This is a genomic window from Spirosoma utsteinense, from assembly GCF_014282275.1.
Classification (GTDB): domain Bacteria; phylum Bacteroidota; class Bacteroidia; order Cytophagales; family Spirosomataceae; genus Spirosoma; species Spirosoma utsteinense.
In genome coordinates, this window is sequence record NZ_VFIA01000010.1 from 95,675 (window position 1) to 120,260 (window position 24,586).

Here is a 24,586-nt window from a genome sequence, read left to right on the forward strand (position 1 = left end):
GTGTTCCTTAAACGACCAGCTTAAATCCCTCACCATGTACATTAACAAGTTGCACAGCCGGGTCGGGCCGGAGATACTTGCGTAGCTTGGTTACGTACACGTCCATACTGCGGGCATTGAAATACGAGTCATCTCCCCATACCATTTTGAGAGCAAAACTGCGACTGACGGGTTGATTCAGATTCTGAGCCAGCAATTTTAGCAATTCAGACTCTTTACTGGTCAGTTTCTGCGGCTGTGTCTGTCCGTCGATTCCATCTGCCGTTAATAGCTGGTGCTGATAATCGAACGACAGAGTGCCAATCTGGTATACGGTTGGCTCGGCAACTTCCGATGTTCGCTGATATCGCCGAAGGATGGCCTGAATACGGAGCAGGAGTTCCTCCATACTAAAGGGCTTGGTTATGTAGTCGTCAGCACCCGCTTTGAATCCCTGAATGGTATCCTCCTGCATTGACTTCGCTGTCAGAAAAATAATCGGCACATCACGACCAGCCATACGTACCTCCTTCGCCAGCGTGAACCCATCCTTTTTGGGCATCATAACGTCGAAAATACATAGATCATAGTGAGCCGCCATGAACTGCTGTAGCCCCTGATTGCCATCCGTCGCGCGATCGGTGGTGTACCCTTTCAGTATCAGGTACTCCTGCACTAATTGTCCCAGGTTCGGATCGTCTTCAACGAGTAAAATGGTAGGCATACATGAATGGGTTAAAGAAATGAAACGAGGAAAATGCAGAAGAAGCTAACGGGGGCTTAGGATAGCCGCTTATTTACTCTTTCAGCTTTTCACCCATTTTATAAGGTATTATTATCTCGAACGATGAGCCCTCACCCAGCCGGCTCTCGACCCTGATCTGGCCGTGATGTTCATCCACCATTTTTTTGACGTAGCTGAGGCCCAGCCCAAATCCTTTTACATCGTGGCGGTTTCCCGTAGGTACCCGGTAAAACTTCTCAAATACCCGGCTAATCTGATCTTTGGTCATTCCCAGTCCCTGGTCAGTTACCGTAATGCTGACACCCTCTGGCAAACTGCGTGTTTGAAGGGTTATGTGCGGCTGATTGGGCGAATACTTGATAGCGTTGTCGAGCAGGTTGTAGATGATATTGGTCAGGTGAACCTCATCGGCGTCAACAAGCTCATGTTCAGCGTCAAAATCCAGTTCAACCTCACCTTCCCGCTGCTCGATCTGGAGCCCGATGTTATTAAGCACTTTTTCAATGATATCGTGAATATTAACCTGCGTCAGCTTCAGAACGATTTCACCCCGATCCAAGAGTGCCATTTGCAGCACCTTCTCAACGTGTGATCCCAACCGGCGATTTTCATCGCGAATAATACCCATGTAACGCGTTAGGCGCTGGTCTACACCCGCCCCGGCTACTGCCCGACCATCTGCCACGTCGCCTGTATGTACCGCGTCGGATAGGCCAGATACGCCAGCCACCATAACAGCATCAGCAGGACTCGCGCTGGCTGATCGCAGTTGCTCCTGCGCCATTTCAACCGCTAGTGAAATAGTCGAAATAGGCGTTTTAAACTCATGAGTCATATTATTAATGAAGTCGTTCTTGATATCGGCCAGTTTCTTCTGCTTAACGATCGTGGTGATGGCGATATAAAAACAAGCTAGTATCACCAGCAACAGTACCGCCGATGCGCCAAACGTAAACCCTAGCCGACTCAGAATAAACTGCTGTTGGGTAGGAAAATAGACGTATACATAATTACCCGTCTCCAGAAGATTATTGGGAAACAAAGCAGCCTTGTAGCCATCAGCATCGAACTGTTTGGGCTCGGTACCCATCGATGTAAACAAAAAACTTGGCTGAAGGCGCGTCCGGACACCATAGGCAAACGGAATGCGAATGCCCCGTTCATCCAATGACTGCCGTAGAAGTGTATCCAACGCCAGGCGGTTGACGCGATCTTCGATGGGCCGATCAGAGAGCAACAGTCCTTTCAGTACATCCTTAATCATGTGCGACTGCTCTTCGGCACGGTGCTGGCTTAAACTAGCTGGCTTACTGACGGTTTCGGAAGCAGCTAGCCCACTGCTAGCACTCGCTTGTTGCTTTTGCTGTTTGGCAGCGCGCCGGATACGGTTCCGGACAACACGGGCCGTAGAGTCCTGGCGCCGGGCCGTTTGCGCTACCTGTGTGTTGATTCGGTTCAGTTCGTCGGTCAACACGTGCTCGACCCAATGGTCGAACTGTTGCTGTTGGGCCAACTGCGTTTGCCAGTCACCAACGGCCATTAGTTCATCCTGCTGTCGGAAAAACTCCTCCACAACCACCATCTGATCGACTGATAGCGGATGAACGGTTGGATGCAGCACATCGGATTGAACGACTACAGCTCCGGCTGGCATCATACCCGGCGGAACAGTCATTCGCTCTGTTGAGGCCGGTGGTACACTACGCCTGGATCGACTTTTTGCCAACTCGTCTGCTTTCGTTTCTTTCGGTGTGATGGCCGAAGCCGGTTTTGTTTCTTTCCGGGCAATAGCCATCAGCCGATCCTGCTGCTCTCGCGCATGAATCCGCTGTTTGGTCAGGTACACGATCTCCTGCCGCTCCAGTGTCCGGACAACCTCCTGTAGCGCGTCGGTGACTTTGTAGGCGAACTGCTCTTTCTGTAGCTGAAGCGCGCTCCCGATCCAGTACAATTGCACGCCAACGAGGCCCAGCAACCCTACAGCCATCAGCGCGACGATCCAGCCTATGCGTTGTTTCGACATTTTCTTTACTCACTCATGCAACCTTCGCTCGAATTTGTCATCTATTGAAAAAAACGAGAGGGTCGTCGGTAAAAGTACGAATCACTACGGCCACTCATTGGCCCTTTAACAAACTTTAACAGACGCATGACGCTACCGTTCAACCAACTTTATTTCACTGAGTAACTGCTTTATACTTATGAAAAAAACAGTTTTTGTCCGCTACCGGTTCGTTCCGGCACTGCTGCTCGCGTTTGGCCTGAGTAGTTTGGCAACGGCTCAAAAAGCCGAAACTACCCCCCCTAAGTCAGGTGGAAAAGAAGTCAACGTCCGCATCATCGAACGCAATGGCGACGACGTGCGTGAAACCGAACGTACGTACCGTATTGATGGAATGACCGACCCCGAACGGGATAGACTGGTTATGAAACTGGTCGATTCACTCAAAGCAAACCGCCCGAAAGGCACCGGTCAACACCAGATGACCATTATCCTCGACGATACAGACGGCGACCGTATTGTCCGTAGATCCCGACCGAACGTAAGCAAAGAGCGCGCCCCAGCGGATGCCTATGCCCGTCGCGGCAGACAACCCCGCGTGGGTCGCGACCCATGGGATAGTCAAACCTGGGAGTACGAATTTCGGCGGGGTACTGACTCCCTGGCCGATCAGATGAGCCGCTTCCGCTTCCAGATTCCCCGGGATTGGGACCGTCAGCTGGCCCGTCCGTTTGAAGACTGGGCCCGGACTATGAGTAATAAGCCTTCTACCATTCGTGGATTGGAGGCTTACCCCAACAACCCTGATCGTAATCAGCTGGACGTGCGGTTTACAGCGCCCGCCAAAGGCGATGTCAGCATTATCGTAACCAACCCAAAAGGTAAAGAAGTGGCGCGTCGTGACATAAAAGACTTCTCCGGCGAATTTGTAGGGCAAATCGATTTAGGAAAAAAGCCTGAAGGAACTTACTTCATTACAGTTACTCAAAACCAGGATGGTGCCGTAAAGCGTGTACTGGTCGATTAAAATTCAATGGTAGTGCTTAACACCGGGCACTACCATTGAAAAAATATTTAGTACTATGCTATACAAGATACCAAACAAAACCTATAACTTTGCGTTGTACTTTAAAACAAACGGTCATGAAAACCCTGTTGACAATTGGAATTTTACTGGTTGGGCTGAGCGGAGAAGCGCTGAGCATGGGGCATCCGCATAATGTGTTTGCGGCCCGTAAGCAAATGCGAGCTAAAACATTGGGATCGATTGCTAAGTCAAATCCATCGGCATGTCCATCCTGGCAACCCGTTGTCCACATTAATAAGCATGCATTCAGCAAGCGCTTATTAGCCGCTCTATCACGTATGCAGCCATCGCAGGCGTACTGAGCTACTCGTACACCTTATTGCCCCGCTTCAACCAGATACCCCACAAACGCGAATACGCGTGGACACGCTCCGTGGGCTTCCCCTGCTTATCTACCACTGGGTTTCCTTCGTTAACCCATTCGAACAAACTACCGTATAGGTTGTGAACGTGCGTATAGCCCGCAGCCAGTAGTTTCTCTCCAACCCGTTCACTTCGGTACCCTACCGAGCAATACAGGACCACATTTGCCTGTTTGGGAATGTTTCGAACTCGTTTCAAATCGAAGTCGTCATAACCAACCCACTGCGCATTGGGCAAATGACTAACGTCATATTCTGACCGGGCTCTTGTATCCAGCAACACCACATCAGGCATTTTTTTCAGTTCACCGACGGTAACCAGCGGTACTGTTTTTTTGTACATCGTTTCGAGCATCGCTCCATACGTCCTGCTGGTTGTCTGTGCCAGTACAACAGCTCCCGTCATTAACAGCAGGCTCAAAAGGACCCAGAATAGCTTCATAGTGTGACACTTTATAAGCAGTGAACGTATCCCTGCGCGCCTACAACAGGCAAAATTGTTAGTCAGTTGCTAAAGTAAATAACGGTTGCGACTTGTTCCGATTTTTACGACGTTACCAAACAAATCATATGGCTTTATTCGTTAAAATCGTTGATTATTCAACGGCAGGTTATGGTTTACGCCCATGTTTGGCTACTTTTATGGTTCGACACTAAACCACCGATAGCTGACTGTACCTTCTTTTACCCATTGAGTACCTATGCGGAACAACATCATACGGCCGGTTTTGCTTGTCGGCTTGCTGTCCGTCAGTTTATTGACTGCGTTTGGCCTGACGAATCCAGGACGTACTATATGGACCCGGCTGGCGCTTCCTAAAACCCCTTACAAGGCAACTCCCAAACGGGCGGTTACCCCCCCCGTTATTCACCCACGTACATACGCCAAACCGGTTGAGGTCTTTGCTATGTCTATCAGTGGTGAGCATTGGGTAGATAGTGTGTTTAACACGCTGACACCTGAACAAAAAGTCGGGCAGTTCTTTATGGTCGCGACGTTCTCGAACCGCCATGAGAATCATTACCAATACATAGACCACCTCATCCAGAGCAACCACGTTGGGGGCCTTATCTTCTTTCAGGGTGGCCCACACCGCCAGGCGGTTTTAACCAATCGGTACCAGGCGCAGGCTAAAGTACCTCTGTTAATCGGTATCGACGGCGAATGGGGGTTGGGCATGCGGCTGGACAGCACCATGGATTTCCCCAAACAAATGTCGCTTGGGGCTATACGTGACAATGAGCTTATCTACCGGATGGGTGCCGAAATCGGTCGGCAGTGTCAGCGTCTGGGTATTCATATCAATTTTGCGCCTGTTTCAGACATCAACAGTAACCCTGCTAATCCAGTCATCGGGGTGCGGTCTTTCGGCGAATCCAAAGAGAACGTAGCGCTTAAAGCGTCGGCTTACATGCGCGGTTTACAGGGAACGCACGTCATCGCTACTGCCAAGCATTTTCCGGGACATGGCAATACTAATGTCGATTCGCATCATTCGTTGCCAACGGTTAGCCGATCGTCGGAGCAAATGCGTGACATTGATCTGTACCCCTTCCGCAAACTTATTGCCGATAGTCTGATGGGCGTCGTAACCGGGCATTTACACGTACCGGTTATGGATAATACGCCTGCTCTGGCAGCAACCTTATCGGAAAAGATCGTTACCGAACTGCTTAAGAACGAGCTGGGTTTTCGGGGTCTTGTGTTCACCGATGCCCTGAATATGGGGGGTATCAGCCATTCGCCCAAGACAATGGATATCAACCTGCGGGCATTGATTGCGGGTAATGATATTTTGCTTTATCCGGAGAACGTCCGGGAAGCGGCACAGCATATCCTGAATGCGGTTCAGCAGGGCATTATTTCCCAGTCGTTCATCGACGAAAAAGTAAAGAAAATTCTGCGGGCTAAATACTGGGCGGGGTTGAGTACATACAAACCTATTGACCTCGCCGGGTTATCGTCGGACTTGAACTCGCCCGAGGCCGAACTCCTGAAACGCGAGCTATGCGAACAGTCTGTAACCCTGGTTAACAATCAGAACGGGATACTGCCTTTCAATCGGCTGGACACCCTGCGGTTTGCTTCTATAGCCATTGGTGCCGATGCGGGCAATGTTTTCCAAAAGACGCTGAACCAGTATGCCCCGTTTCAGACAGTTGCCTTGCCGGAGAAACTTACTTCAGAAGCCGATCTTAACACCATACTGGCTCAGGTTAATGACGCCAACGTCGCTGTCGTCAGCTTCCACCGGATGAGCGAATCGGCTACACGCCGGTACGGTATCACCAAACAGTCCCTCGATCTGATCGCCCGCCTGAAACAACGAGGCACTAAAGTCATTGTTACTGCTTTTGGATCGCCTTACAGCCTTCCTCAGTTCACTGGCACCGACGCGCTGGTATGCGCTTATCAGGATATCGATGAGATGCAGCAGGTGGTTCCGCAGATGTTGTTCGGTGGGTTGGGCACCCGTGGCATGCTTCCTATTTCATCGGGCGATCTCCTGATTGGCATGGGTGAAGGCATCAACCCGGAAGGCCGGCTGTCTATAGGATCTCCGGAAAGTGTAGGAATGAAGTCGGCTATTCTGGCTAAAATCGATGCCATTGCGCAGGGAGCTGTGCGGGATCATGTTGTACCAGGCTGCGAGATCCTGGTAGCCCGTCGGGGAAAAGTTGTTTACAACAAAAATTTCGGTGCCCTGACCTATGCTCCCGGAGCCGAGAAGGTTACTGACGAAACACTGTACGATCTGGCATCGCTGACCAAAGTACTGGCTACGCTGCAATCGGTGATGGTGCTTTACGACCGTAAACAAATCGATCTGACTCAGAAGGCCTCGGCTTACCTACCTGAACTCCGGGGTACCAATAAGCAAAACATCGTCATTCAGGATTTGCTCTGGCACCAGTCGGGTATGGTCTCCTATTACCCCACTACCTGGGACCGTACGCGAAAATCCGGTGGAGGCCTGAAGGCCGAGTTTTATAACCCCACCCCCGACAGCCTGCATACACTCCAGGTAGCCCCATCGCTCTGGGCTGTTCCCGCCTTGCGGGATTCGGTCTGGAAGTGGGTTGTTCAGTCGCCGATGTCGCGAAAGAATGACGAATCCGGCAAACCTGCTTATGTGTATAGCGACCTGAACTTTCTGACGCTGCAAAAAATTGTGGAACGCGTCAGCCAGCAACCGCTGGACAAATTCGTAACCGAGAATATCTATAAACCCCTGGGGTTGCACCAACTGGGTTTTACGCCACTGCTACGGCTTAAGAACCCGCATTGCGCTCCCACAGAGCAGGACACCTACTACCGGAATCAATTGCTGGTTGGAACCGTACACGATCAGATGGCCGCCGTACAGGGAGGAATTTCTGGTCATGCAGGGCTGTTCGGCAATGCCCGCGACATTGCCACGCTCCTTCAAATGAACCTACAGAAAGGTATGTACGGACAACAGCGTATTTTAAATCCAATGACGGTGCCTTACTTTACCCAGACGCTCAGTAGCCGGAGTCACCGTTCATTGGGATGGGACAAACCAAATCCTGAAAGTCCAAGCAGTGTCTATATGGCTTCTCAAGCTTCGGCCCGCTCCTTTGGTCACACCGGTTTTACCGGTAATGTAGTTTGGGTTGATCCGGATGAGGAGCTTGTTTTCGTGTTTCTATCAAACCGCATTTATCCCACAGCCGGCAACAATTCAATCAATACAACCAAACTTAGACGCCGTATTCACGAAGTCATTTATAGCGCTACTGAGTAAAGCACTGTAGCAAAAAATCAAACGGATTTCTTTTTTTTGTGACATAATTAGATTATTTAATGCCATTACTTACCAGTAATGGCATTTTTATTAGCCTGTAGTTTTCATCTTTGTGGTGGTTATATAATAGTCAATGAACCATACTTGTCAACTAATTGACAATCAGAGCGGGCAGCACATTTCTACTATATCTGTAGACTTGTTCTACATATATGACAACTCCTTCGTTGTCAGATTGTAGCCTGTAAAAGCATTAACTTTAACCATTGAACAGTTTCATTACATCACCTGTATGAAAGGACGTAACGTTTACGCTTACTTTTTTGTGTGGTTATTCATCAGCGGAGTATGCGCAAACGCCTATTCCCAGACGATAACCACTAATTCCGTTGCTCCGGCAACTATCTGTCCGGGTAAGACCGTCACTGTAACCTTCTCAACAACGGGCACCTTCAATGCAGGCAATATGTTCACGGCGCAACTGTCTGATGCGACCGGTACTTTTGGTGCCAGCCCAACGATCATTGGTAGCATGTCAGGCGTAATCGCCGGTTTGATTACAGCCACGATTCCCAACGATACACCAGAAGGCAATTCGTACAGGGTTCGCGTCGTGTCAAGCGCACCGGCCAGGACCGGTTCCAGTAGCGCGCAGGTTCTGACAGTGGCAACTACCGTGGCCCCCGGCGTAACACCGCCCGCGCCCTATTGTGCCGGTGATACCCCGGCTGGGCTTATTGCAACGCCATCGGCGGGTGGCACACTAAACTGGTATGGCACGAGCGCTACGGGCGGAACAGCCACTCCTGTTGCACCAACGCCGACCAGCAGTGGCACGTACTATGTGAGCCAGACTGTTAACGGCTGCGAAGGACCCAGAGCTTCCATCACCGTAACCGTCAAAGCGAAACCAGCTAAGCCCGGCACCAGTCCCGTAAGTTACTGCGCCGGACAAACGGCAAGCTCACTATCAGCCACGCCATCGGCGGGTGGCACGCTGAACTGGTATGGCACGAACGCCACGGGTGGAACAGCCACTCCTGTTGCACCAACGCCGACCAGCAGTGGCACGTACTATGTGAGCCAGACTGTTAACGGCTGCGAAAGTGATCGGGCCAGCCTTGTAGTCACGATCAGCGCCATACCGGCTGCCCCAACGGCTACCGATCCGCCCCCTTTCTGCAAAGGGGCTTCGGCTACAGACCTTACTGCCAACGGCCAGAACCTGCTCTGGTACGGTACCAACATGACGGGAGGTACCGGTGATAGAAAAGCTCCACAACCCGGCACAACCAACGTCGGAACTACAAATTATTACGTCAGCCAGACAATTAACGGCTGTGAAAGCCCTCGAAAATCCATTGCGGTAGTAGTTAAAGACACACCGGCAGCGCCGGCTTTCACGCCAGCACCGACTTATTGCCAGGGCCAGACAGCTACTGCACTAGTGGCTACTCCTTCCACGGGAGCCACGTTAAACTGGTATGGCACGAGCGCTACGGGTGGAACAAGTTCACCTTCAGCACCAACGCCTAACACTTTGCAGGCTGAAACGGTCATGTATTATGTGAGCCAAACGCTCGATGGCTGTGAAAGTTCTCGTGCAGCTATCAGTGTAGTAACCCGACCAACACCAGCTGCACCACAGACATCGGCGCTTGCCCTTTGCCAGAACCGCCCACCAACGACGCTATCAGCAACGCCATCGGCCAATGGAACCCTAAACTGGTATGGCACCAGCGCCAGTGGTGGTACTGCCTCAGCCACGGCACCAGTTCCGCCCACCGAAGTGCCAGGAACACAAACATATTATGTTAGTCAGACAGTAAACGGTTGTGAAAGCCCACGAGCCAGCCTGGTAGTTACAATCAATACCGTGCCAGTCGCCCCCACCGCTACCCCGCCCAACGCTTACTGCGAAGGAAGCACAGCCGTAGCGCTAGTCGCTACCGGAACAGGTTTGCGTTGGTATGGTACCAGCGCTACAGGTGGCACCGGTACCAGTGGCGCTACCGTTCCAGCCACCACTACCGTTGGCACAACAAACTATTACGTTACCCAAACTGTCGCCGGTTGCGAAAGTGACCGGACAGCCATTCCGGTTCGGGTGAAAGATACACCCGATAGGCCCGTAACGGCGGCCATTGACTTTTGCCAGAATACACCAGCGCCAACACTGACAGCGACAACAGTGACGAGTGCAACGACAAGTTGGTTTGGAACGAACGCAACAGGCGGTACGGCGTCTGCCACACCGCCGACGCCAGCCATATCGACTGTCGGCACAACGACCTATTACGTCAGTCAGACACTGGACGGTTGTGAAAGCCCGCGGGCTAGCCTGAGTGTACGGGTGAAAGAAACGCCTGGGGCTCCGGGTGTAAGCCGGATTAGTTTCTGTAACAACAGCAGCGCTCAGCCGCTTACGGCCAGTGGTTCGAATATTAAATGGTTCGACGCCACTGGATCGCCCCTGAGCAATGCACCTACACCAGCAACGAACAGCGTAGGAGACCAGACCTTTAAAGCCTCTCAAACAAGTAACGAAGGCTGTGAGGGCCCAAAAGCAGATTTAGTCGTTACCATCAAACCATTGCCGGGTTCGCCCAGCGTAGCCAATCTCAACTTTTGTCAGGCTCAAACCGATCAGCCCGGTCAAAATATCTCAGCACTCTCGGCAGGTGGCCAGAATCTTCGCTGGTACAACACGAATGGCAGTGCCTTGCAGAGCGCACCGATACCGTCCATTAGTCAGACAGGCGTTCAGACCTACCAGGTCAGCCAGACGGTCGACAATTGCGAAGGAAGTCGTGCTACGCTACAGGTGACCGTCAACACAACCGCAGCACCAGTAGTGGCCAAACCGTTGGTTGCCTATTGTATCAACGATAAAGCAACACCCCTACAGGCAACGATCGAATCAGGCGCTACGGCACGATGGGTCGATCCTTACAACCGGCTTAGCAACGAAGCACCAACACCCTCTACGATTAACACGAATATCGACCCGGCAGGCGATCCGTTTTTTGTGTATCAGATTGGTAGTAATGGCTGCTACAGCGCCCGATCAACGATCCGTGTTGTGGTCAACACGACACCGACACTTTCTCTGGCGGCCCTTAGAACCAATGTCAATCTGGGTGTACGGGTTCCGCTAAAACTAACATTCACAGGATCGGCGCCGTACAGCTACACCATTACGGGTGGTTATACAGGCACCTCACTAGCCAGTGACACGACCATATCCGTATTGCCGCGGGGCAACACAACCTATCAGGTATTGGCTGTTACCAACGGTTGCGGTATAGGTTTACCCGGAAATCCAGCGACAGCCGAAGTTACCGTGCGCATCCCAACCGTGACTACAGGGAGTGTAACAAGCTCGACGCTTTGCGCAGGCACCTCCCTGACGGTTCCCTTCTCAACAACCGGCGAGTTCAATCCAGGCAACTTATTCCGATTTGAACTGATCAGTCTGGCTGACACGACAAAGAAGTACGCTGTGGCCGCAACAGCTACGGCCTCGCCCGTCACAGCCACCCTACCCCTGACTATACCGAGCGGACGATATACCGTTCGGGTCAATGCGCTAAACCCTGAAATAGGCGTTACAGGGACCAGCAGTCCAACCCAGCTGACTATCCGGTCATTACCGGCGGCTACCCTGACCGGTACACAAACTATCTTCGAAGGAACCCCCGCGAACCTGACTATTGCATTCGGGGGCGACGGTCCCTGGACAGTAGCTTATGCCGACAGCATTCGCAGCTACTCAACCACCACCACCGTGAGTCCTTATGTAGCAGAAGTGCGTCCGTCCCGCACTACCACTTATCGGCTTACAACGGTCAGCAATAACTGCGGTACAGGACCTTTATCGGGCACAGCCACCGTGATGGTAGCTCCGCTGCTGAGCGTCGAAGATAACTCGCTCGATCCATTGGTGACCGCTTATCCTGTGCCTACCAGCAGTATACTGACCGTAGAACTTGATTTGCCGCTTACCCGTGACCCGGCTCAGCTTTCGCTGATCAACATGCAGGGGCAATCGGTCGTGCAGCATACAACGCGCAATCGCCGAACCGAACTGGATTTAAGTACGCAAGCGAATGGTTTTTACATCCTCCGTATTCAGGTCGGTGATCGATATACGATGCGGAAAGTAGTCAAGCAGTAAGCAGTTTTCACCCCATTAACAGTTGCCCACTGCCCATGACCGACACCTATTTTATGGAAATTGCCCTCGGTCTGGCAGAAGAAGCTGCCGAGGACGGAGAAATTCCTGTTGGTGCTGTCGTGGTTTGCCGCAATCGGATCATTGCCAAAGCCCGCAACCAGACCGAACGGCTAAACGATGTTACAGCTCATGCCGAACTGGTTGCCATTACGGCTGCGGCAAATTATCTGGGCGGCAAATACCTCGTAGACTGCACCTTATACGTAACCCTCGAGCCTTGTGTTATGTGTGCGGGAGCCCTCTTCTGGGCACAGGTAGGCCGCCTGGTTGTGGGGGCACCCGACTCCAAACGAGGTTACAGCCGGGTTACTCCATCGCTGTTGCATCCAAAAACCCGGCTGGAAACCGGTGTTTTAGCCGATGAGAGCCAAACCCTGCTGGCAAAGTTTTTTCAGCGCTTAAGAACATAACGTTAACGGGCTTTGTTACTCCAACCGAACTATCTTTCATTCTAAACCAGTACCGAAAAATGGCATTTGTCTTAGATCCACTACCCTACGCGAGCGATTCGCTCGAACCAAATATCGACAAGCAGACCATGGAAATTCACCATGGCAAACACCATAATGCATACGTAACAAACCTCAACAACGCCATTGCGGGCACAGAGATGGAGAATAAATCCATTGAAGACCTGTTGGCCAGCATTAGCCAATCGCCGGTGGCGGTCCGCAACAACGGGGGTGGTCATTACAACCACACTATGTTCTGGAACACAATCTCGGGCAGTGGCGGTGGGCAGCCAACGGGTGAACTGGCCGATGCAATCACAGCTAAGTTCGGTTCGTTCGATGCGTTTAAAGAAGAATTTACGAAGGCGGCTACTACGCGCTTTGGATCGGGCTGGGCGTGGTTAGTTGCAACACCAGACGGTGGAGTAGCAGTTACCTCAACCCCTAACCAGGATAATCCGTTAATGGACACTGCTGAAGTAAAAGGATTCCCTATCATTGGTCTTGATGTTTGGGAACATGCTTATTACCTCAAGTATCAGAATCGCCGACCAGATTATATAGCGGCTTATTTCAATGTTGTCGACTGGAGCGCAGCTGAACAACGGTATCAGAAAAGCAAAGCAAACGCTTAATCATTGATGATGAATTATGAGTGTATCAAATGCATCTTATAAAAAAGGGGCATTTACTACTCATAATTCATCATTATTTCGTACTTTTGCATTCTCAAAAATGGTGATTGTAGCTCAGTCGGTTAGAGCGCCGGATTGTGGTTCCGGAGGTCGCGGGTTCGAGCCCCGTCTTTCACCCCCTTGAAAAAACCCTGAAAAGTCAGGGTTTTTTTTATGCCTTCCAGGCCAACTTTCCGCTGATACAGGTGGTTCTTTTCTTATGGCTGCCAGTATTCCCATAGCGCCCCGTTATCATTCGGCTATCAGGACTGTTCTAGTGCTGGCTTATGTAGCAGGCACCATCGGTCTGCACATGCCCTTCCTGGCCGATTATTTTCGTCCGCTAAGCCCCTTTACGCTTATCAGTTCGCTGGTGGTTCTGATGCTATACCATGCCGATTGGCGTCCTTCTTTCTGCCTGTACCTAATAGTAGCTTTACTAGTCGGTTATCTGGTTGAGGTAGTGGGCGTACATACAAGCCTGATTTTTGGCGAGTATGCTTACGGACAGGGGCTGGGAGCAAAAATATGGGATGTACCACCTGTCATCGGCATCAACTGGCTAACCCTCTCTTACTGCTGTGGCTCCGTCTGCGATCAACTCAAGGTGCCTGTCTGGGCCAAAGTGATCGCTGCTTCCTCATTGATGGTAGGGCTGGATTTTTTCATCGAGCCGGTAGCCGTTTCGCTGGACTTCTGGACCTGGTTTGGGCAACCCATTCCAATCAAAAATTACGTTGGCTGGTGGCTCGTCTCGGCCAGCCTGTTCAGCCTTTGGTATACTCTGCCTTTCAGAAAAGAGAACAGGCTGGCCAAGTGGTTGCTAACGCTCCAGTTTTTCTTTTTTGCCATGCATAATCTGTTGATGCATTTTCGGTAAAAAGTTAAACAAAACACACAGTTTTCGGTTTAATTAACGTGATTTGCATAATTAATATCACACGATGTGGTATGTATGCTTTTCGCTACTAGTTGACTCGTGCAGAGCAGCCAGTGAACCATTTCAGTCGCCGTAATTAAACTCCCATTTGTGTTCAACCGTAGCTATTTTGTGTTATGAGTAATTACTCAATCAAAGATCTAGAGCAACTCTCCGGCATAAAGGCCCATACACTGCGTATTTGGGAACAACGGTATAATATCATTTCGCCTAAACGGACGGACACAAATATCCGGACCTACGACGATCGGGACCTGAAGTTAGTCCTCAATATATCGTTGCTGAAAGATCATGGTTACAAGATATCGGAGATATCGAAATTGTCGATTGAGGAGATGTACCGCGAAGTCATCAAAATATCCGACCGGCAGCTCAATTATCCTGATCAGATCCACGCGTTGACTATCTCCATGATTGACCTGGATGAGGAACGTTTTGAAAAAATAGTTAGCACAAACATTCTGCAGTTCGGCTTCGAGGATACGATGATCCACATTATCTATCCATTTCTGAGCCGCATTGGTACCCTGTGGGTAACAGGATCGGTAGGTCCGGCTCAGGAACATTTCATCACGAACCTGATCCGCCAAAAGATTATCGTTGCTATCGATGGTCAGGTGAGCAAACAGCGCCCCAACGGCAAGAAATACATGTTGTACCTGCCCGAAGGCGAGTTGCACGAGATTAGCCTGCTTTTCGCTAATTACATCATTCGTGCCCGGTACAACAAAGTAATTTATCTGGGACAAAGCCTGCCGTTCAGCGAACTGGTGTTTGCTTATAACGTCCACAGGCCTGACTACATCTTTACGGCCCTTACCTCTGTTCCGTCTAACCACGAAGTACAGCCCTACGTCAATAAGCTGATTAAAGCCTTCCCCGACTCCTACCTGCTACTGACCGGTTACCAGGTAGTTGGCCAGGATATAGAACTACCCGACAACGCTACCGTAATCAATCAAATCGAGGACCTTATCCAAATTGCAGGGTCATAGCCATACAGGTACGCCCGGTACAGGCTGCGTTCAGTTATTGACCTTCAGCGAAAGCAAGCGCACGTCGTTCAGCATAGGTATGCTGATCATGTGCCAGGGCGAACCCTACGTGACCGCCTGTGCGGGGTGTTTCCAGAAAAATATGCGGATGCTTCTCAGCGAGCCATCTGGGTGAGCATTCCGCCGAAAGCAACGGATCATTCTGTGCGTTGAGTACCAACGTTGGTACGGTAATGCCAGGCATAAAATTGACCGCCGATGCCTGTGCATAAAAGTCGCCTGCATCCCGGTAATTGTTGACCGGGGCAGAAAAGAAGTTGTCGAAATCGCGCCAGCGTTTTACCTGCCTCAGTTTGGTCATATCTAACCGGTCAGGAAACCCAACGGCTTTCTGATTTATTTTGACCAACAGCTTTTTCATGAACCGATTTCGGTAAAAGTGGTTCGACGGACGGTCCAGCAATAAAGCACTGGCCTCCAGATCTGTCGGCGATGAAATGGCAATCCCCCGTTTAATGGCTTCCGGCAAGCCAGCCCCCTGCACACCAAGGTACTTCAGAATAATATTACCACCCATACTGTAACCAACCAGGACGATCTCATCATAGGGCCTTGCTTGTAGCGCATGCTGAATCACTTCGCCAATATCATCGATCTCCCCATGATTATAAAGTCGAAAAGCACGATTCATCTCCCCACTACAGGAGCGGCAGTTCCAGGCCAGCACGTCGTATCGGGCCTGAGCAAAAAGGCGGGCCGTTCCCAGCATATACTGCCGGTGGCTATCGCCCTCCAGACCATGCGTTAAAATGACCAGCCGCCTGTTGCCGCGACGGATCCAGTCCAAGTCCACAAAATCATCGTCAGAAAGGGTTAACCGTTCGCGTTCATACACAACGCCCGTGACGGCCCGCATCAGGCTGGGAATGATCGTTTGCAGGTGCCCATTGTACTGGTAAGCAGGCGGGCCAGGATAAGCTGAAGATATAAGCGGCATAGATACAGCGAACAACGCTTACTTTTGAATCGTTGTTTTAAGACTTAACCCAAATTACATGCAGTTTGCCCGGTATCTTTCTGTCATCATTGCCAGTACAGTGAAATTTGTTGCTGGCCCGCTATCGGGTATGGCGCTTGGATTGACCTGGCTCGAAACGGCCATATGCACCATCATTGGCATGATGATAACCGTAGTGATCATATCCTACGCCGGAGCGGCTCTGCAGGCGTTGCTGCACCGCTACCGGCCCCGTACGCCAAAGCGGTTCACCAAGCGAACCCGGATGGCCGTACGGATCTGGAAACGATCCGGCCTTATCGGCATTGCCCTGCTCACACCTCTGTTGCTGACTCCCATTGGCGGAACAGCCCTGGCGGTGTCTTTCCGTGTCAACCGGGGGCAGTTGTTCCTCTACATGCTTGGTAGCGCCGTATTCTGGGCTATTGTTCAAACGCTGGCGCTCTACCAGCTACCTAAATTAAAGGAAATGGTTGGCTGGTAAGCAGCGCTTGACGTAGAAAAGACTATCAGCGGCTAACAGGCTTTGATGCCACTGTAGTCGATTTCTTACGAAAATCGCCCTGTGAAAAGTATTTCTCGATCAGGCAGTACATCAGGATAAAGAAATACCGGCTTCCCATTTCCTTTATCTTCAGTTTGGATTCACCGTATTTTCGATTTGTCCAGCTATTGGGTACAACGGCGTAACTATATCCCCGCACAATGGCTTTCAGCGGCAGTTCCACAGTCAAGTTAAAATGGGGGGCCAGGAAGGGTTTAATACCTTCTATAGTCTCACGTTTGTAGAGCTTGAATGCATTGGTTGTGTCGTTATACTTAATACCCATCACCATCTTCACGATAAAGTTGGCAACGCGGTTGATGGTTTTTTTGAGCGGTGGATAGTCGATAACCTTCCCGCCTTTTACCCATCGCGACCCAAACACGGCGTCCACGTTAGTTTCCTGCATTTTATTATAATACCTGACCAGATCTTCCGGATCGTCAGACAGATCAGCCATGAATACGGCTACGCAGTCACCCGAAAACCGTTCCAGGCCATACCGGACGGCATACCCAAACCCATTAGGACCGGGATTGGTATAGTAAACCAGCGTTGGGATCTCCTTAGCCGACAGCTCCTGCAAAACCCGTAATGTGCCGTCTTTCGAGTTATCGTTGGTGACACAGATTTCGTGCGGAATACCGTGTTTGGCCAGCGTCTCGTAGAGGATACGCAGCGTAGGCGGCAGGGACTCTTCCTCGTTGTAAGCGGGTATAACGACGCTTAGTTTCATACCTGTATCATCGGGTTTTGACCCTGTATGTATAAGATAAATAATAAAACAGACCTGATCTTTTTGAGCGCTAATAGCCTGTAGGTAAGCACATATTAGCGGTAAGGCAGCAACCGGATAGTGCTGTAAATTTTTCGTAACGGTGCTGGTACCACGTAATCCCGGATAACATCCTTGGATTTTCCCCAGCCTGGCTGACCTAGATACAAGTATTTCATCGCTAAACCGACCCGGCGGAAATAGCTCTGCTCATACTGCTTTGCATCGAGCATCATGCGGTAATAACGAGCAATATTCCGGCGTAGTACCCGATCGTATTTGTGGCCCAGTTCCCGGTTTATATCACTATACATTCGAATCCGATTGCGCAGGAATTTCTCATCGCGTTCGTTATCGTGGTAACTGGCACCCGCCCGGTTCTTGCGGTAAACGGTCGTTACATCGGGTAGATAACCGATCTTGCCCATTTTCGCCTTTAAAATCAGACGCGGGATATCGCCACTCGATGAGTCGCTGAACCAGGCCGGATACTCCTTAATACTATTGCGATAGAGCGTACTCGACGTTGCCATAAACCAGATCTCGTCCTCGCCAATCAAGTCGTCTACGGTATAAAACGGCTTCATATCCGGACCGTTGAGCAAATGCGACGGTGCGCCATCTTCATACGTGATAAGCGTATTGGTGAACGCCATCGAATAGTCGGGGTGGGCATCGAGCAGGTCGGACTGCTTCTGAATTTTGAGCGGGTCGGTCCAGTAGTCGTCGCCATCCATCAGCGCGTAATACTCACCTTTTGCCAGCTTGAGGGTTTCCAGGAAATTGATGCCGCCATTTTTCCCCATGTTATGCGGATGCAGCACACCGATGACCAGACCGGGATGCTGGCGTTCGTATTCCTGAATAATCTCCCGCGTACCATCCGACGAAAAATCATCACCAACCAGAATCTCAATGGGAAAGGTGGTTTGCTGAGCAAGGGCGCTATCAATAGCCTTGCGGATGAAATTGCGCTGATTGTAGGTGATAATCAGAACACTAACTTTAACCATAGACTGAAAAATGAACCCGGTTTGCGCGCAGCTTGTTGGCGCAAACCGGGTTTTTGGTAGATAACAAAGATAAGGACAGACCGTCGGTTCTCATCATTGGCATGATGTAATTTTCTGGTTACGCAGCCGCTTCGGTCGATTCGTTTTTGGCGGTTTTGATCTTTGTTTTCCAGCCCTGAGGCTCATCCTTATCCGCTGGTGTTCCCCACGGATTATAGAAGGGCAGAATAGCTACCCAACGCCCGGCGGGGTCGTCCCAGCTGAACCGATCGGCAAAACTCGACGGACTTACCCAGTGTGGCAGATCGTACCGGAACAGGATCAAATCCCCCCGGTCCTGGTGGCCTTCAGTTTCAACAATCGTATCGTTGATGACGTAGCCCGTACCGCCCGAGTGGTATTCCTGTCCGTACTGGTTCAGTGCCAGAATCTGCCCTACCTGCTGGGGATGAAGCGGATGCCAGTGGCGGCCAAAGAAGCTGCCTCCCATGGGGTAGTGCGTAATTTGCGGGTGGAAATACGCTTTCCCTTCCTGAAAACCGAACTCCTCCTCATTACCCGTCAGCGAGTTCCAGAACTGCCGCAGCGGATCGAATACAGGCAGTAGATCCTGTCTGTATTCAGGCTTCATACCATCCATATCATCGAATGTGTGGTCGTGAAAAAGCTGCGGAGCCTGCTGAATTTTAGCGATATGTAACCGGTGTTTATGCTGGTTGTTCCGGAACGTATCTGGAGCATCGGCCAATGGCGTCTCAGCCGACCAGGCGCGGGTAGCCTCAATAGCTCCGTTGAGCAGCTCCTGTGGAATTCCGGTTTTGATAATAACAATGTTGGGTTCGTTAACCAGCCGCATCACTTCCTCGTATGGGATTTCGGGAACGATGCGCCCATCTTTGAACTCAGCATCAACTTTTATGAGGTACTTAGCTACTTCTTTCATGGTGTATAACTTACGGATTAACGTACTGCAAAATAGAACGCTACGTGTGTAACTAACAAATAAAACGCTCTTGTGTTAGCGTGTGGAACGATAAGTAATGAACAATACAGACATAGGATAACCTTAGCCACTATCCAGCAACTCCTTCATGTTGACCGTGGTAATGAGTGTTGACATAATCTCTGGTGTTTACCAACGGCGAAAGTGCAGGGCAAACGGTAGCCTGCCGATGAGATACATCAGACCCGTAACTGATAGAATTCAGTGGTTTCGTTAGTATACAGACCAGTAGCCAACAGAAAGGCCACACCCGCAGCGGGTGTGGCCTTTCTGTTGGCTACTGGTCTGTATACTAACCGGCGTATACCTTATTTGTCTTCCATCGCCTGCGTCGCATAGCCAAATCCCGACGCTCCGAAGCCATTACCATTGTAAAACATGACCCACTCGTTGTTATGTGGGAATATATGACAGTAATCCATCATCATCGAATCCCAGCCATCGGCCGACCGTTCGATACCCGCCAGTTTATCCTTACGGGTCCAGGTCAGTCCATCAATCGATTCAGCGTACCCAATGCGGTAGCTACGCTGTACATCGGTACGGTAGTTGGTAGCGTTGCGGTAAGAGAAGTACATTTTATACAAATCACCGTCTTTATACACGGTTGGCCGACCAATAGCGTCGGTGAATTCGTCATAACCGATACATACCTGACCGGTCCGTACCCAGGTTATGCCATCGTTCGATTCGGCATACTTAACATCGTAGAACGGCTCAGGGTGGCCATGGATGACTTCAATTTTGGTACAGGATAGGTACCACATCCGCCAACGGGCTGTTCCATCGGCATTTTCTTCGCGGATAACGCAAGGCTGCGCCACCCAAACCTGATCGTAAATCGATCGATCGAGCAGTGGGCCCGTATAGCTACGCTCGAAGGTAAGGCCGCCATCACGACTTATGGCCAGACCAATACCCAGCCGGTAACTGGCCGTTTCGCTCTTGTTCCAGCCGGTATAGTATAACCAGATCTCGTCTACACCGTCGGCAGAGGGCACCGTCATAAACCAGGAAGGCATAGCCCCCGACTCATCAAACATGCCAACCGCACCTTTGGTCAGACAAGGCTTATCATGTATATAGGTTACGTTCGACAGGTCATTCGGATCGAGTTCAACAAATGACGTAGCCGACGAAATAGTTTCATCGCGGGTAGAGAAGTAAACCCGTAGTTTGTCGCCCATCGGAAACCCGAAGGGAACCTGTGCATGAGTACGGCTGAAAGGCTTTGAGCCGTCGGGTTTGTAAATAAGCCCTTTTTTAGTCCACATAGGAAAGAGATGCGCGCGATACCCCGCCGGGTTTATTGTAATTAATGTATGAGTACAGCAGTTGCTCCCGACGGTGACTTGGCTGCCAAAGTGCCTGGCTGCGTCAGTATACAATGACGGCCTTCTATGCGATCGAGACGGACGTAAATCCGAGCGTCATTAACAAGTCCCATGTATTTATAATGGGCGGCCACAAAGCGCCCCAACGGCTTTATAAATTCATGGCCCTGCGTTTTTCGGTCCGTCATCCATAGGTTATGGTTACCAACAGCATCGACAAAGACAGGTGGAAACGACCGCAGCACGTTAGCGAGGTAACGATGCTGATATTCTTTCAACATCGGTTTAAAGAACACACTGCGCTGCGAATGGTTTTCGGCAACGCCCTGCGGCATCCGTGTTTCAACATAGTAGGAACACATCCAACCCCAAACCACCAGTTTCTCGCCGGGGTAAGCGTACTTCAAAACAGCCTTGGCAACGGGCGACAGCGGCATTTTCCAGCCACCCTGCTTGTCAGACATATACAGGTTGGTTGGCTTGCCTTGAAGCTGATTAACGATAGTGGGGAAGCAGAACAGTACCAACAACACTGCGGTAGCCACTGCCTGTGATCGCCAGACCAGGGTAAGGGTACGCTTGTCGGATAGCAACGTGCGCCAGCCATAGGCCAGCAATAGCAGTAATGGATTGAAAATGAAAAATAAATAATGAACGAAGTTCATGCCTGTTCGCAGCACGGCATACAGGCCCACCGCTACCATGAACACCAGAAAGCTGCCAATTTTCCAGGTAGGCTGGCTACCGATCCTGTCTTCCGGTAAAGCTGTTCGCCGAACAAGAACAGTTAGCCACACAGCACCCGTCAGCACAATAATTGCCAGCAATTCATCGACATTATGGAGATAGGCCGGTAAGCTCTTCAGCTGTGACCCGATCGAAGGACTGTCGCCATAGCCGAAATTGGCTTTCAGGTAAAAGGTCACGAACGAGTCAAACACGCCATTCAGTGCAATCAACCCGATCAATCCACTAACTGTAGCACAGCCGCTTACGACCAGCACACCCAGCCGGGCCCATTTGGCACCCGCGCTTAACTGCCTGCGCGTAAGCAGGTCGATACCTACAAACATCCCGAGTGTAATAGCAAGTGGTAACCCTTGGAGTTTGCTGAACGGGACTAAGCCTAATGCCAGGCCAATAACGCCAAAGCGCCACAGACTTGGCCTGGATTCGTTAAGTATCCGCGCATAGAGATACCCTGCTCCCGACAGTAAGGCTACGCCAATCAACTCGCTGTTGTAATGCAGCAAATCGGCGTTTTGTGTCAGGCCCAACATCAGAACGAAAGGTAATAACGCCCAGCGGGCAGGCGTCTCACCGAACCAGTAACTAGCTGTTTTATAAGTCAATAATAAAATCACAGTTACCAGCGCATAAGCAACGAGGTGGGCTGTGATGTAGTCGAAGGGAAGTCCTAACAGGCCTACCCAGGTAAGCAGATAGGTATTGAGCGGACCACCCGTTGTTCCATCTACCGACCGCCAGAAGACAGGATCATACCGAAGGGTCAACGCCTGCGCGATCATCTGGCTTTCGTCGGGATTGATTTCCTGATTATAAACGATACTGGCCAGGCGCAACAGGAAGAGCAACAAAAAGGAAAAGCCCAGAAAAAGCCAGGACGAGCGGAGTTTACTTGTAAGTGTTACCCACGCCAGCAGCCAGCAGAGCAGATAAACGGGAACCCAGTAGGTGACTGGAGAAGAATCGAAACTTGGCATAGAGGGCCAGCTAAGGCTGGCAGTTGGATCCTGAAAACTACGTTTTTTTTACCATGAATAATATATTTTTCATCGTATACTTACTAAAAGACTACATAGGTATACTTAATTGACTTTTCGTTTCAACTTATTGTCCGCAACGAAATACCCTTTTTTCCTCGTTGATCGATCATGCCGGACGTAGATACGGGCATCGCTTACCAAGCCTATATAATCATAATGATCGGACACAAACTGACCCAGCGGTTTGATAAGCTCATGACCCTGCGTCTTTCGATTTGTCATCCATAAGTTCTGCTTACCTACAGCGTCGACAAATACAGGTGGAAAAGACCGGACAAAATTTTCGACATACCGTTGCTGATAGATGGCCAGTAACGGATGGGTAAACGCACTTCGTATCGAGTGGTTTTCGGCAACGCCCTGTGGCATTTGTGTTTGTACGTAATAATCACAGCGCCATCCCCAAACTACCAGCTTTTCGCCGGGTCGGGCATATCGAGCTATCGTTTTCGACACGGGTGAAGGCTGTAGCGCCCAACCTCCCTGCCGGTCGGACGGATACAGATTCAGGGGCGTTCCCTGCTGGTATAGGGTAAAAGCCTGAATACCGAATAGCATCAGGAAAATAGCCATAGCGCCCACGGTTATCCACTTTCCGAAACGCCCGTCGGCAAGCAGTTGCTGCCAGCCGTAAGCCAGCGCAAAAAGCAGCGGGCCAGTCAGGAAATAGAGGTAATGAATATATCCGGAGCCTGTTCGGGTAATGGCAAACAGCGTAGCAGCCAACAGGGCAGCTATAAAACCACCTGTAGACCAGACATTTTCTGCAAACCGGGTGTTTCGACGTAAGGCCAGGATAAAGCCTGCCAGCCAAACCCCAGCCGTCAATTTTACAAGCCAGTCGAATTCAGAACCATTTTGAAAAAAGGCTGGCAGGTCCAGCAGGCTTTGCCATTGACTGGTATTACGGGCATACTGAAAATTACCCTGTATGTAAAACGTAACAAAATCGTCGTAGACTCCATTCAGCCAGGTTAGCCAGACAACGAACACAGGAAATAGAACGGCACAGACGCCAAGCAGGGCAATGTGCCCGATTCTGGTGAGCGTCGCCAGATTCCGACGCTTCAGCAGGTCGACTGCCACGAACAGACCCACTACCGCAGCCATTGGAACCGCCTGTAGCTTCCCAAACGGGATCATACCCAGCAGCAAGCCAATCAATGCAACACGCCACCTGACCGGCTGCTTTTGCCTTACCTGAACAGCATATAAATAATAGGTCCAGCTTAGCAAGACCAACGCAATCAGCTCACTGTTATAATGGAGAAAATCGCCATTCTGGGTCAGACCGAACATGAACACCAGGGGCAGCAGGGCTAGCCGGGCGGCTGCTTCCTCAAACCACAACCGGGCCGTTTTGACTAGTAGCCATAAGCATACCGCTACCAGGCTAAAGGCCATCAGGTGAGCAGTAATGTAATCGAAGGGAAGACCTAGGAGAGCGGGTATCGTTAAAAAGTAGCTATCCAGTGGCCCCGCCGTTGTACCATCTACCGATCGCCAGAAGACAGGGTCGTGCCGAAGGGTTAGCGCCTGCGTAATCATTTGACTCTCATCGGGATTGATCTCAGCATTGAACACAATGCTGGGTAACCGAAGCAGGAAAAGTACCCCTGAAGCCGCTATCAGAAACACCCGTTGGTTACCCGCCCACCGAAAGGACATCCATAACAACCCCCAGCAGAGAGCATAAACGGGTAGCCAGTATAGAATGGGAGACGTGTCGAAACTAGGCATTTTTTGGTTAATAAACCCACAGGCACCAGCACGGTTTCAGCGCTCAGGACAGGAAATAACTGGCTATATACGAAGCGATGGGCCATCGACAGCCCAAAACGGGTTACCTATGGCCCATCGCTAAAAAAC

19 protein-coding genes and 1 tRNA gene are annotated in these 24,586 nt (G+C 50.7%); 10 read left to right on the top strand and 10 right to left on the bottom strand.

Annotated elements, in window-relative coordinates:
* Window positions 1–7 precede the first annotated feature (7 nt).
* On the bottom strand, window positions 8–703 hold the full coding sequence (locus FH603_RS10020; RefSeq protein ID WP_186737355.1) for a response regulator transcription factor: 696 nt from the start codon (window positions 701–703) through the stop codon (window positions 8–10).
* Between the two features lie 73 nt (window positions 704–776).
* On the bottom strand, window positions 777–2,747 hold the full coding sequence (locus FH603_RS10025) for a sensor histidine kinase (protein WP_186737356.1): 1,971 nt from the start codon (window positions 2,745–2,747) through the stop codon (window positions 777–779).
* Window positions 2,748–2,925: 178 nt separating this feature from the next.
* Between FH603_RS10025 and FH603_RS10030 the strand changes: the two genes are divergently transcribed.
* Together FH603_RS10030 and FH603_RS10035 are read left to right on the top strand one after the other, a co-directional pair.
* Window positions 2,926–3,753, top strand: a complete 828-nt coding sequence (locus FH603_RS10030) for a T9SS type A sorting domain-containing protein (protein WP_186737357.1) — start codon at window positions 2,926–2,928, stop codon at window positions 3,751–3,753.
* An 89-nt stretch (window positions 3,754–3,842) separates the two neighbouring features.
* Window positions 3,843–4,115, top strand: coding sequence for a hypothetical protein (locus FH603_RS10035; protein ID WP_235985357.1), 273 nt, complete (start codon window positions 3,843–3,845; stop codon window positions 4,113–4,115).
* Window position 4,116: 1 nt separating this feature from the next.
* Here the strand turns inward: FH603_RS10035 and FH603_RS10040 are convergent, their stop codons facing one another.
* Window positions 4,117–4,617, bottom strand: a complete 501-nt coding sequence (locus FH603_RS10040; RefSeq protein ID WP_186737358.1) for a rhodanese-like domain-containing protein — start codon at window positions 4,615–4,617, stop codon at window positions 4,117–4,119.
* A 259-nt stretch (window positions 4,618–4,876) separates the two neighbouring features.
* On the opposite strand from FH603_RS10040, the gene FH603_RS10045 reads away from it, so the two are divergent.
* The 7 genes from FH603_RS10045 (at window position 4,877) to FH603_RS10075 (ending at window position 15,243) form a co-directional block, all read left to right on the top strand.
* On the top strand, window positions 4,877–7,945 hold the full coding sequence (locus FH603_RS10045; RefSeq protein WP_186737359.1) for a serine hydrolase domain-containing protein: 3,069 nt from the start codon (window positions 4,877–4,879) through the stop codon (window positions 7,943–7,945).
* 292 nt (window positions 7,946–8,237) lie between these two features.
* Window positions 8,238–12,122 carry an Ig-like domain-containing protein gene (locus tag FH603_RS10050; RefSeq protein ID WP_186737360.1) on the top strand — a complete coding sequence of 1,295 codons (3,885 nt, stop codon included), beginning with the start codon at window positions 8,238–8,240 and terminating at the stop codon, window positions 12,120–12,122.
* 35 nt (window positions 12,123–12,157) lie between these two features.
* Window positions 12,158–12,592, top strand: coding sequence for a nucleoside deaminase (locus FH603_RS10055; protein WP_186737361.1), 435 nt, complete (start codon window positions 12,158–12,160; stop codon window positions 12,590–12,592).
* Window positions 12,593–12,651: 59 nt separating this feature from the next.
* Window positions 12,652–13,269, top strand: coding sequence for a superoxide dismutase (locus tag FH603_RS10060; RefSeq protein ID WP_186737362.1), 618 nt, complete (start codon window positions 12,652–12,654; stop codon window positions 13,267–13,269).
* A gap of 102 nt (window positions 13,270–13,371) precedes the next feature.
* A tRNA-His gene (locus FH603_RS10065) sits at window positions 13,372–13,447 on the top strand.
* Window positions 13,448–13,528: 81 nt separating this feature from the next.
* Complete coding sequence (locus FH603_RS10070; RefSeq protein WP_186737363.1) at window positions 13,529–14,188, top strand: carotenoid biosynthesis protein; 660 nt, start codon at window positions 13,529–13,531, stop codon at window positions 14,186–14,188.
* A 176-nt stretch (window positions 14,189–14,364) separates the two neighbouring features.
* Window positions 14,365–15,243: a MerR family transcriptional regulator gene (locus tag FH603_RS10075; protein WP_186737364.1), complete on the top strand. Its 879-nt coding sequence runs from the start codon at window positions 14,365–14,367 to the stop codon at window positions 15,241–15,243.
* A gap of 34 nt (window positions 15,244–15,277) precedes the next feature.
* Here the strand turns inward: FH603_RS10075 and FH603_RS10080 are convergent, their stop codons facing one another.
* A complete protein-coding gene (locus FH603_RS10080) occupies window positions 15,278–16,240 on the bottom strand; it encodes a YheT family hydrolase (protein WP_186737365.1) in 963 nt (320 codons plus the stop codon).
* Between the two features lie 58 nt (window positions 16,241–16,298).
* On the opposite strand from FH603_RS10080, the gene FH603_RS10085 reads away from it, so the two are divergent.
* The gene (locus FH603_RS10085; protein WP_186737366.1) at window positions 16,299–16,745 is read left to right on the top strand and encodes a hypothetical protein; all 447 of its coding nucleotides are present in this window, start codon (window positions 16,299–16,301) and stop codon (window positions 16,743–16,745) included.
* 25 nt (window positions 16,746–16,770) lie between these two features.
* On the opposite strand, the gene FH603_RS10090 is transcribed toward FH603_RS10085, so the two are convergent.
* The 6 genes from FH603_RS10090 to FH603_RS10115 form a co-directional block, all read right to left on the bottom strand.
* Window positions 16,771–17,541, bottom strand: coding sequence for a glycosyltransferase family 2 protein (locus tag FH603_RS10090; protein ID WP_186737367.1), 771 nt, complete (start codon window positions 17,539–17,541; stop codon window positions 16,771–16,773).
* Between the two features lie 95 nt (window positions 17,542–17,636).
* Window positions 17,637–18,593, bottom strand: a complete 957-nt coding sequence (locus tag FH603_RS10095; RefSeq protein WP_186737368.1) for a glycosyltransferase family 2 protein — start codon at window positions 18,591–18,593, stop codon at window positions 17,637–17,639.
* A gap of 118 nt (window positions 18,594–18,711) precedes the next feature.
* On the bottom strand, window positions 18,712–19,536 hold the full coding sequence (locus FH603_RS10100) for a hypothetical protein (RefSeq protein ID WP_186737369.1): 825 nt from the start codon (window positions 19,534–19,536) through the stop codon (window positions 18,712–18,714).
* Between the two features lie 368 nt (window positions 19,537–19,904).
* The gene (locus tag FH603_RS10105) at window positions 19,905–20,870 is read right to left on the bottom strand and encodes a glycoside hydrolase family protein (RefSeq protein WP_186737370.1); all 966 of its coding nucleotides are present in this window, start codon (window positions 20,868–20,870) and stop codon (window positions 19,905–19,907) included.
* 41 nt (window positions 20,871–20,911) lie between these two features.
* Window positions 20,912–22,654: a hypothetical protein gene (locus FH603_RS10110; protein WP_186737371.1), complete on the bottom strand. Its 1,743-nt coding sequence runs from the start codon at window positions 22,652–22,654 to the stop codon at window positions 20,912–20,914.
* A 105-nt stretch (window positions 22,655–22,759) separates the two neighbouring features.
* The gene (locus tag FH603_RS10115) at window positions 22,760–24,457 is read right to left on the bottom strand and encodes a hypothetical protein (RefSeq protein ID WP_186737372.1); all 1,698 of its coding nucleotides are present in this window, start codon (window positions 24,455–24,457) and stop codon (window positions 22,760–22,762) included.
* Between the last annotated feature and the right edge of the window lie 129 nt (window positions 24,458–24,586).

Coding starts and splice junctions, on each gene's coding strand:
- FH603_RS10020 (WP_186737355.1), bottom strand. CDS start 703: ATGCCTACCATTTTACTCGTTGAAGACGATCCGAACCTGGGACAATTA.
- FH603_RS10025 (WP_186737356.1), bottom strand. CDS start 2,747: ATGTCGAAACAACGCATAGGCTGGATCGTCGCGCTGATGGCTGTAGGG.
- FH603_RS10030 (WP_186737357.1), top strand. CDS start 2,926: ATGAAAAAAACAGTTTTTGTCCGCTACCGGTTCGTTCCGGCACTGCTG.
- FH603_RS10040 (WP_186737358.1), bottom strand. CDS start 4,617: ATGAAGCTATTCTGGGTCCTTTTGAGCCTGCTGTTAATGACGGGAGCT.
- FH603_RS10045 (WP_186737359.1), top strand. CDS start 4,877: ATGCGGAACAACATCATACGGCCGGTTTTGCTTGTCGGCTTGCTGTCC.
- FH603_RS10050 (WP_186737360.1), top strand. CDS start 8,238: ATGAAAGGACGTAACGTTTACGCTTACTTTTTTGTGTGGTTATTCATC.
- FH603_RS10055 (WP_186737361.1), top strand. CDS start 12,158: ATGACCGACACCTATTTTATGGAAATTGCCCTCGGTCTGGCAGAAGAA.
- FH603_RS10060 (WP_186737362.1), top strand. CDS start 12,652: ATGGCATTTGTCTTAGATCCACTACCCTACGCGAGCGATTCGCTCGAA.
- FH603_RS10070 (WP_186737363.1), top strand. CDS start 13,529: ATGGCTGCCAGTATTCCCATAGCGCCCCGTTATCATTCGGCTATCAGG.
- FH603_RS10075 (WP_186737364.1), top strand. CDS start 14,365: ATGAGTAATTACTCAATCAAAGATCTAGAGCAACTCTCCGGCATAAAG.
- FH603_RS10080 (WP_186737365.1), bottom strand. CDS start 16,240: ATGCCGCTTATATCTTCAGCTTATCCTGGCCCGCCTGCTTACCAGTAC.
- FH603_RS10085 (WP_186737366.1), top strand. CDS start 16,299: ATGCAGTTTGCCCGGTATCTTTCTGTCATCATTGCCAGTACAGTGAAA.
- FH603_RS10090 (WP_186737367.1), bottom strand. CDS start 17,541: ATGAAACTAAGCGTCGTTATACCCGCTTACAACGAGGAAGAGTCCCTG.
- FH603_RS10095 (WP_186737368.1), bottom strand. CDS start 18,593: ATGGTTAAAGTTAGTGTTCTGATTATCACCTACAATCAGCGCAATTTC.
- FH603_RS10100 (WP_186737369.1), bottom strand. CDS start 19,536: ATGAAAGAAGTAGCTAAGTACCTCATAAAAGTTGATGCTGAGTTCAAA.
- FH603_RS10105 (WP_186737370.1), bottom strand. CDS start 20,870: ATGTGGACTAAAAAAGGGCTTATTTACAAACCCGACGGCTCAAAGCCT.
- FH603_RS10110 (WP_186737371.1), bottom strand. CDS start 22,654: ATGCCAAGTTTCGATTCTTCTCCAGTCACCTACTGGGTTCCCGTTTAT.
- FH603_RS10115 (WP_186737372.1), bottom strand. CDS start 24,457: ATGCCTAGTTTCGACACGTCTCCCATTCTATACTGGCTACCCGTTTAT.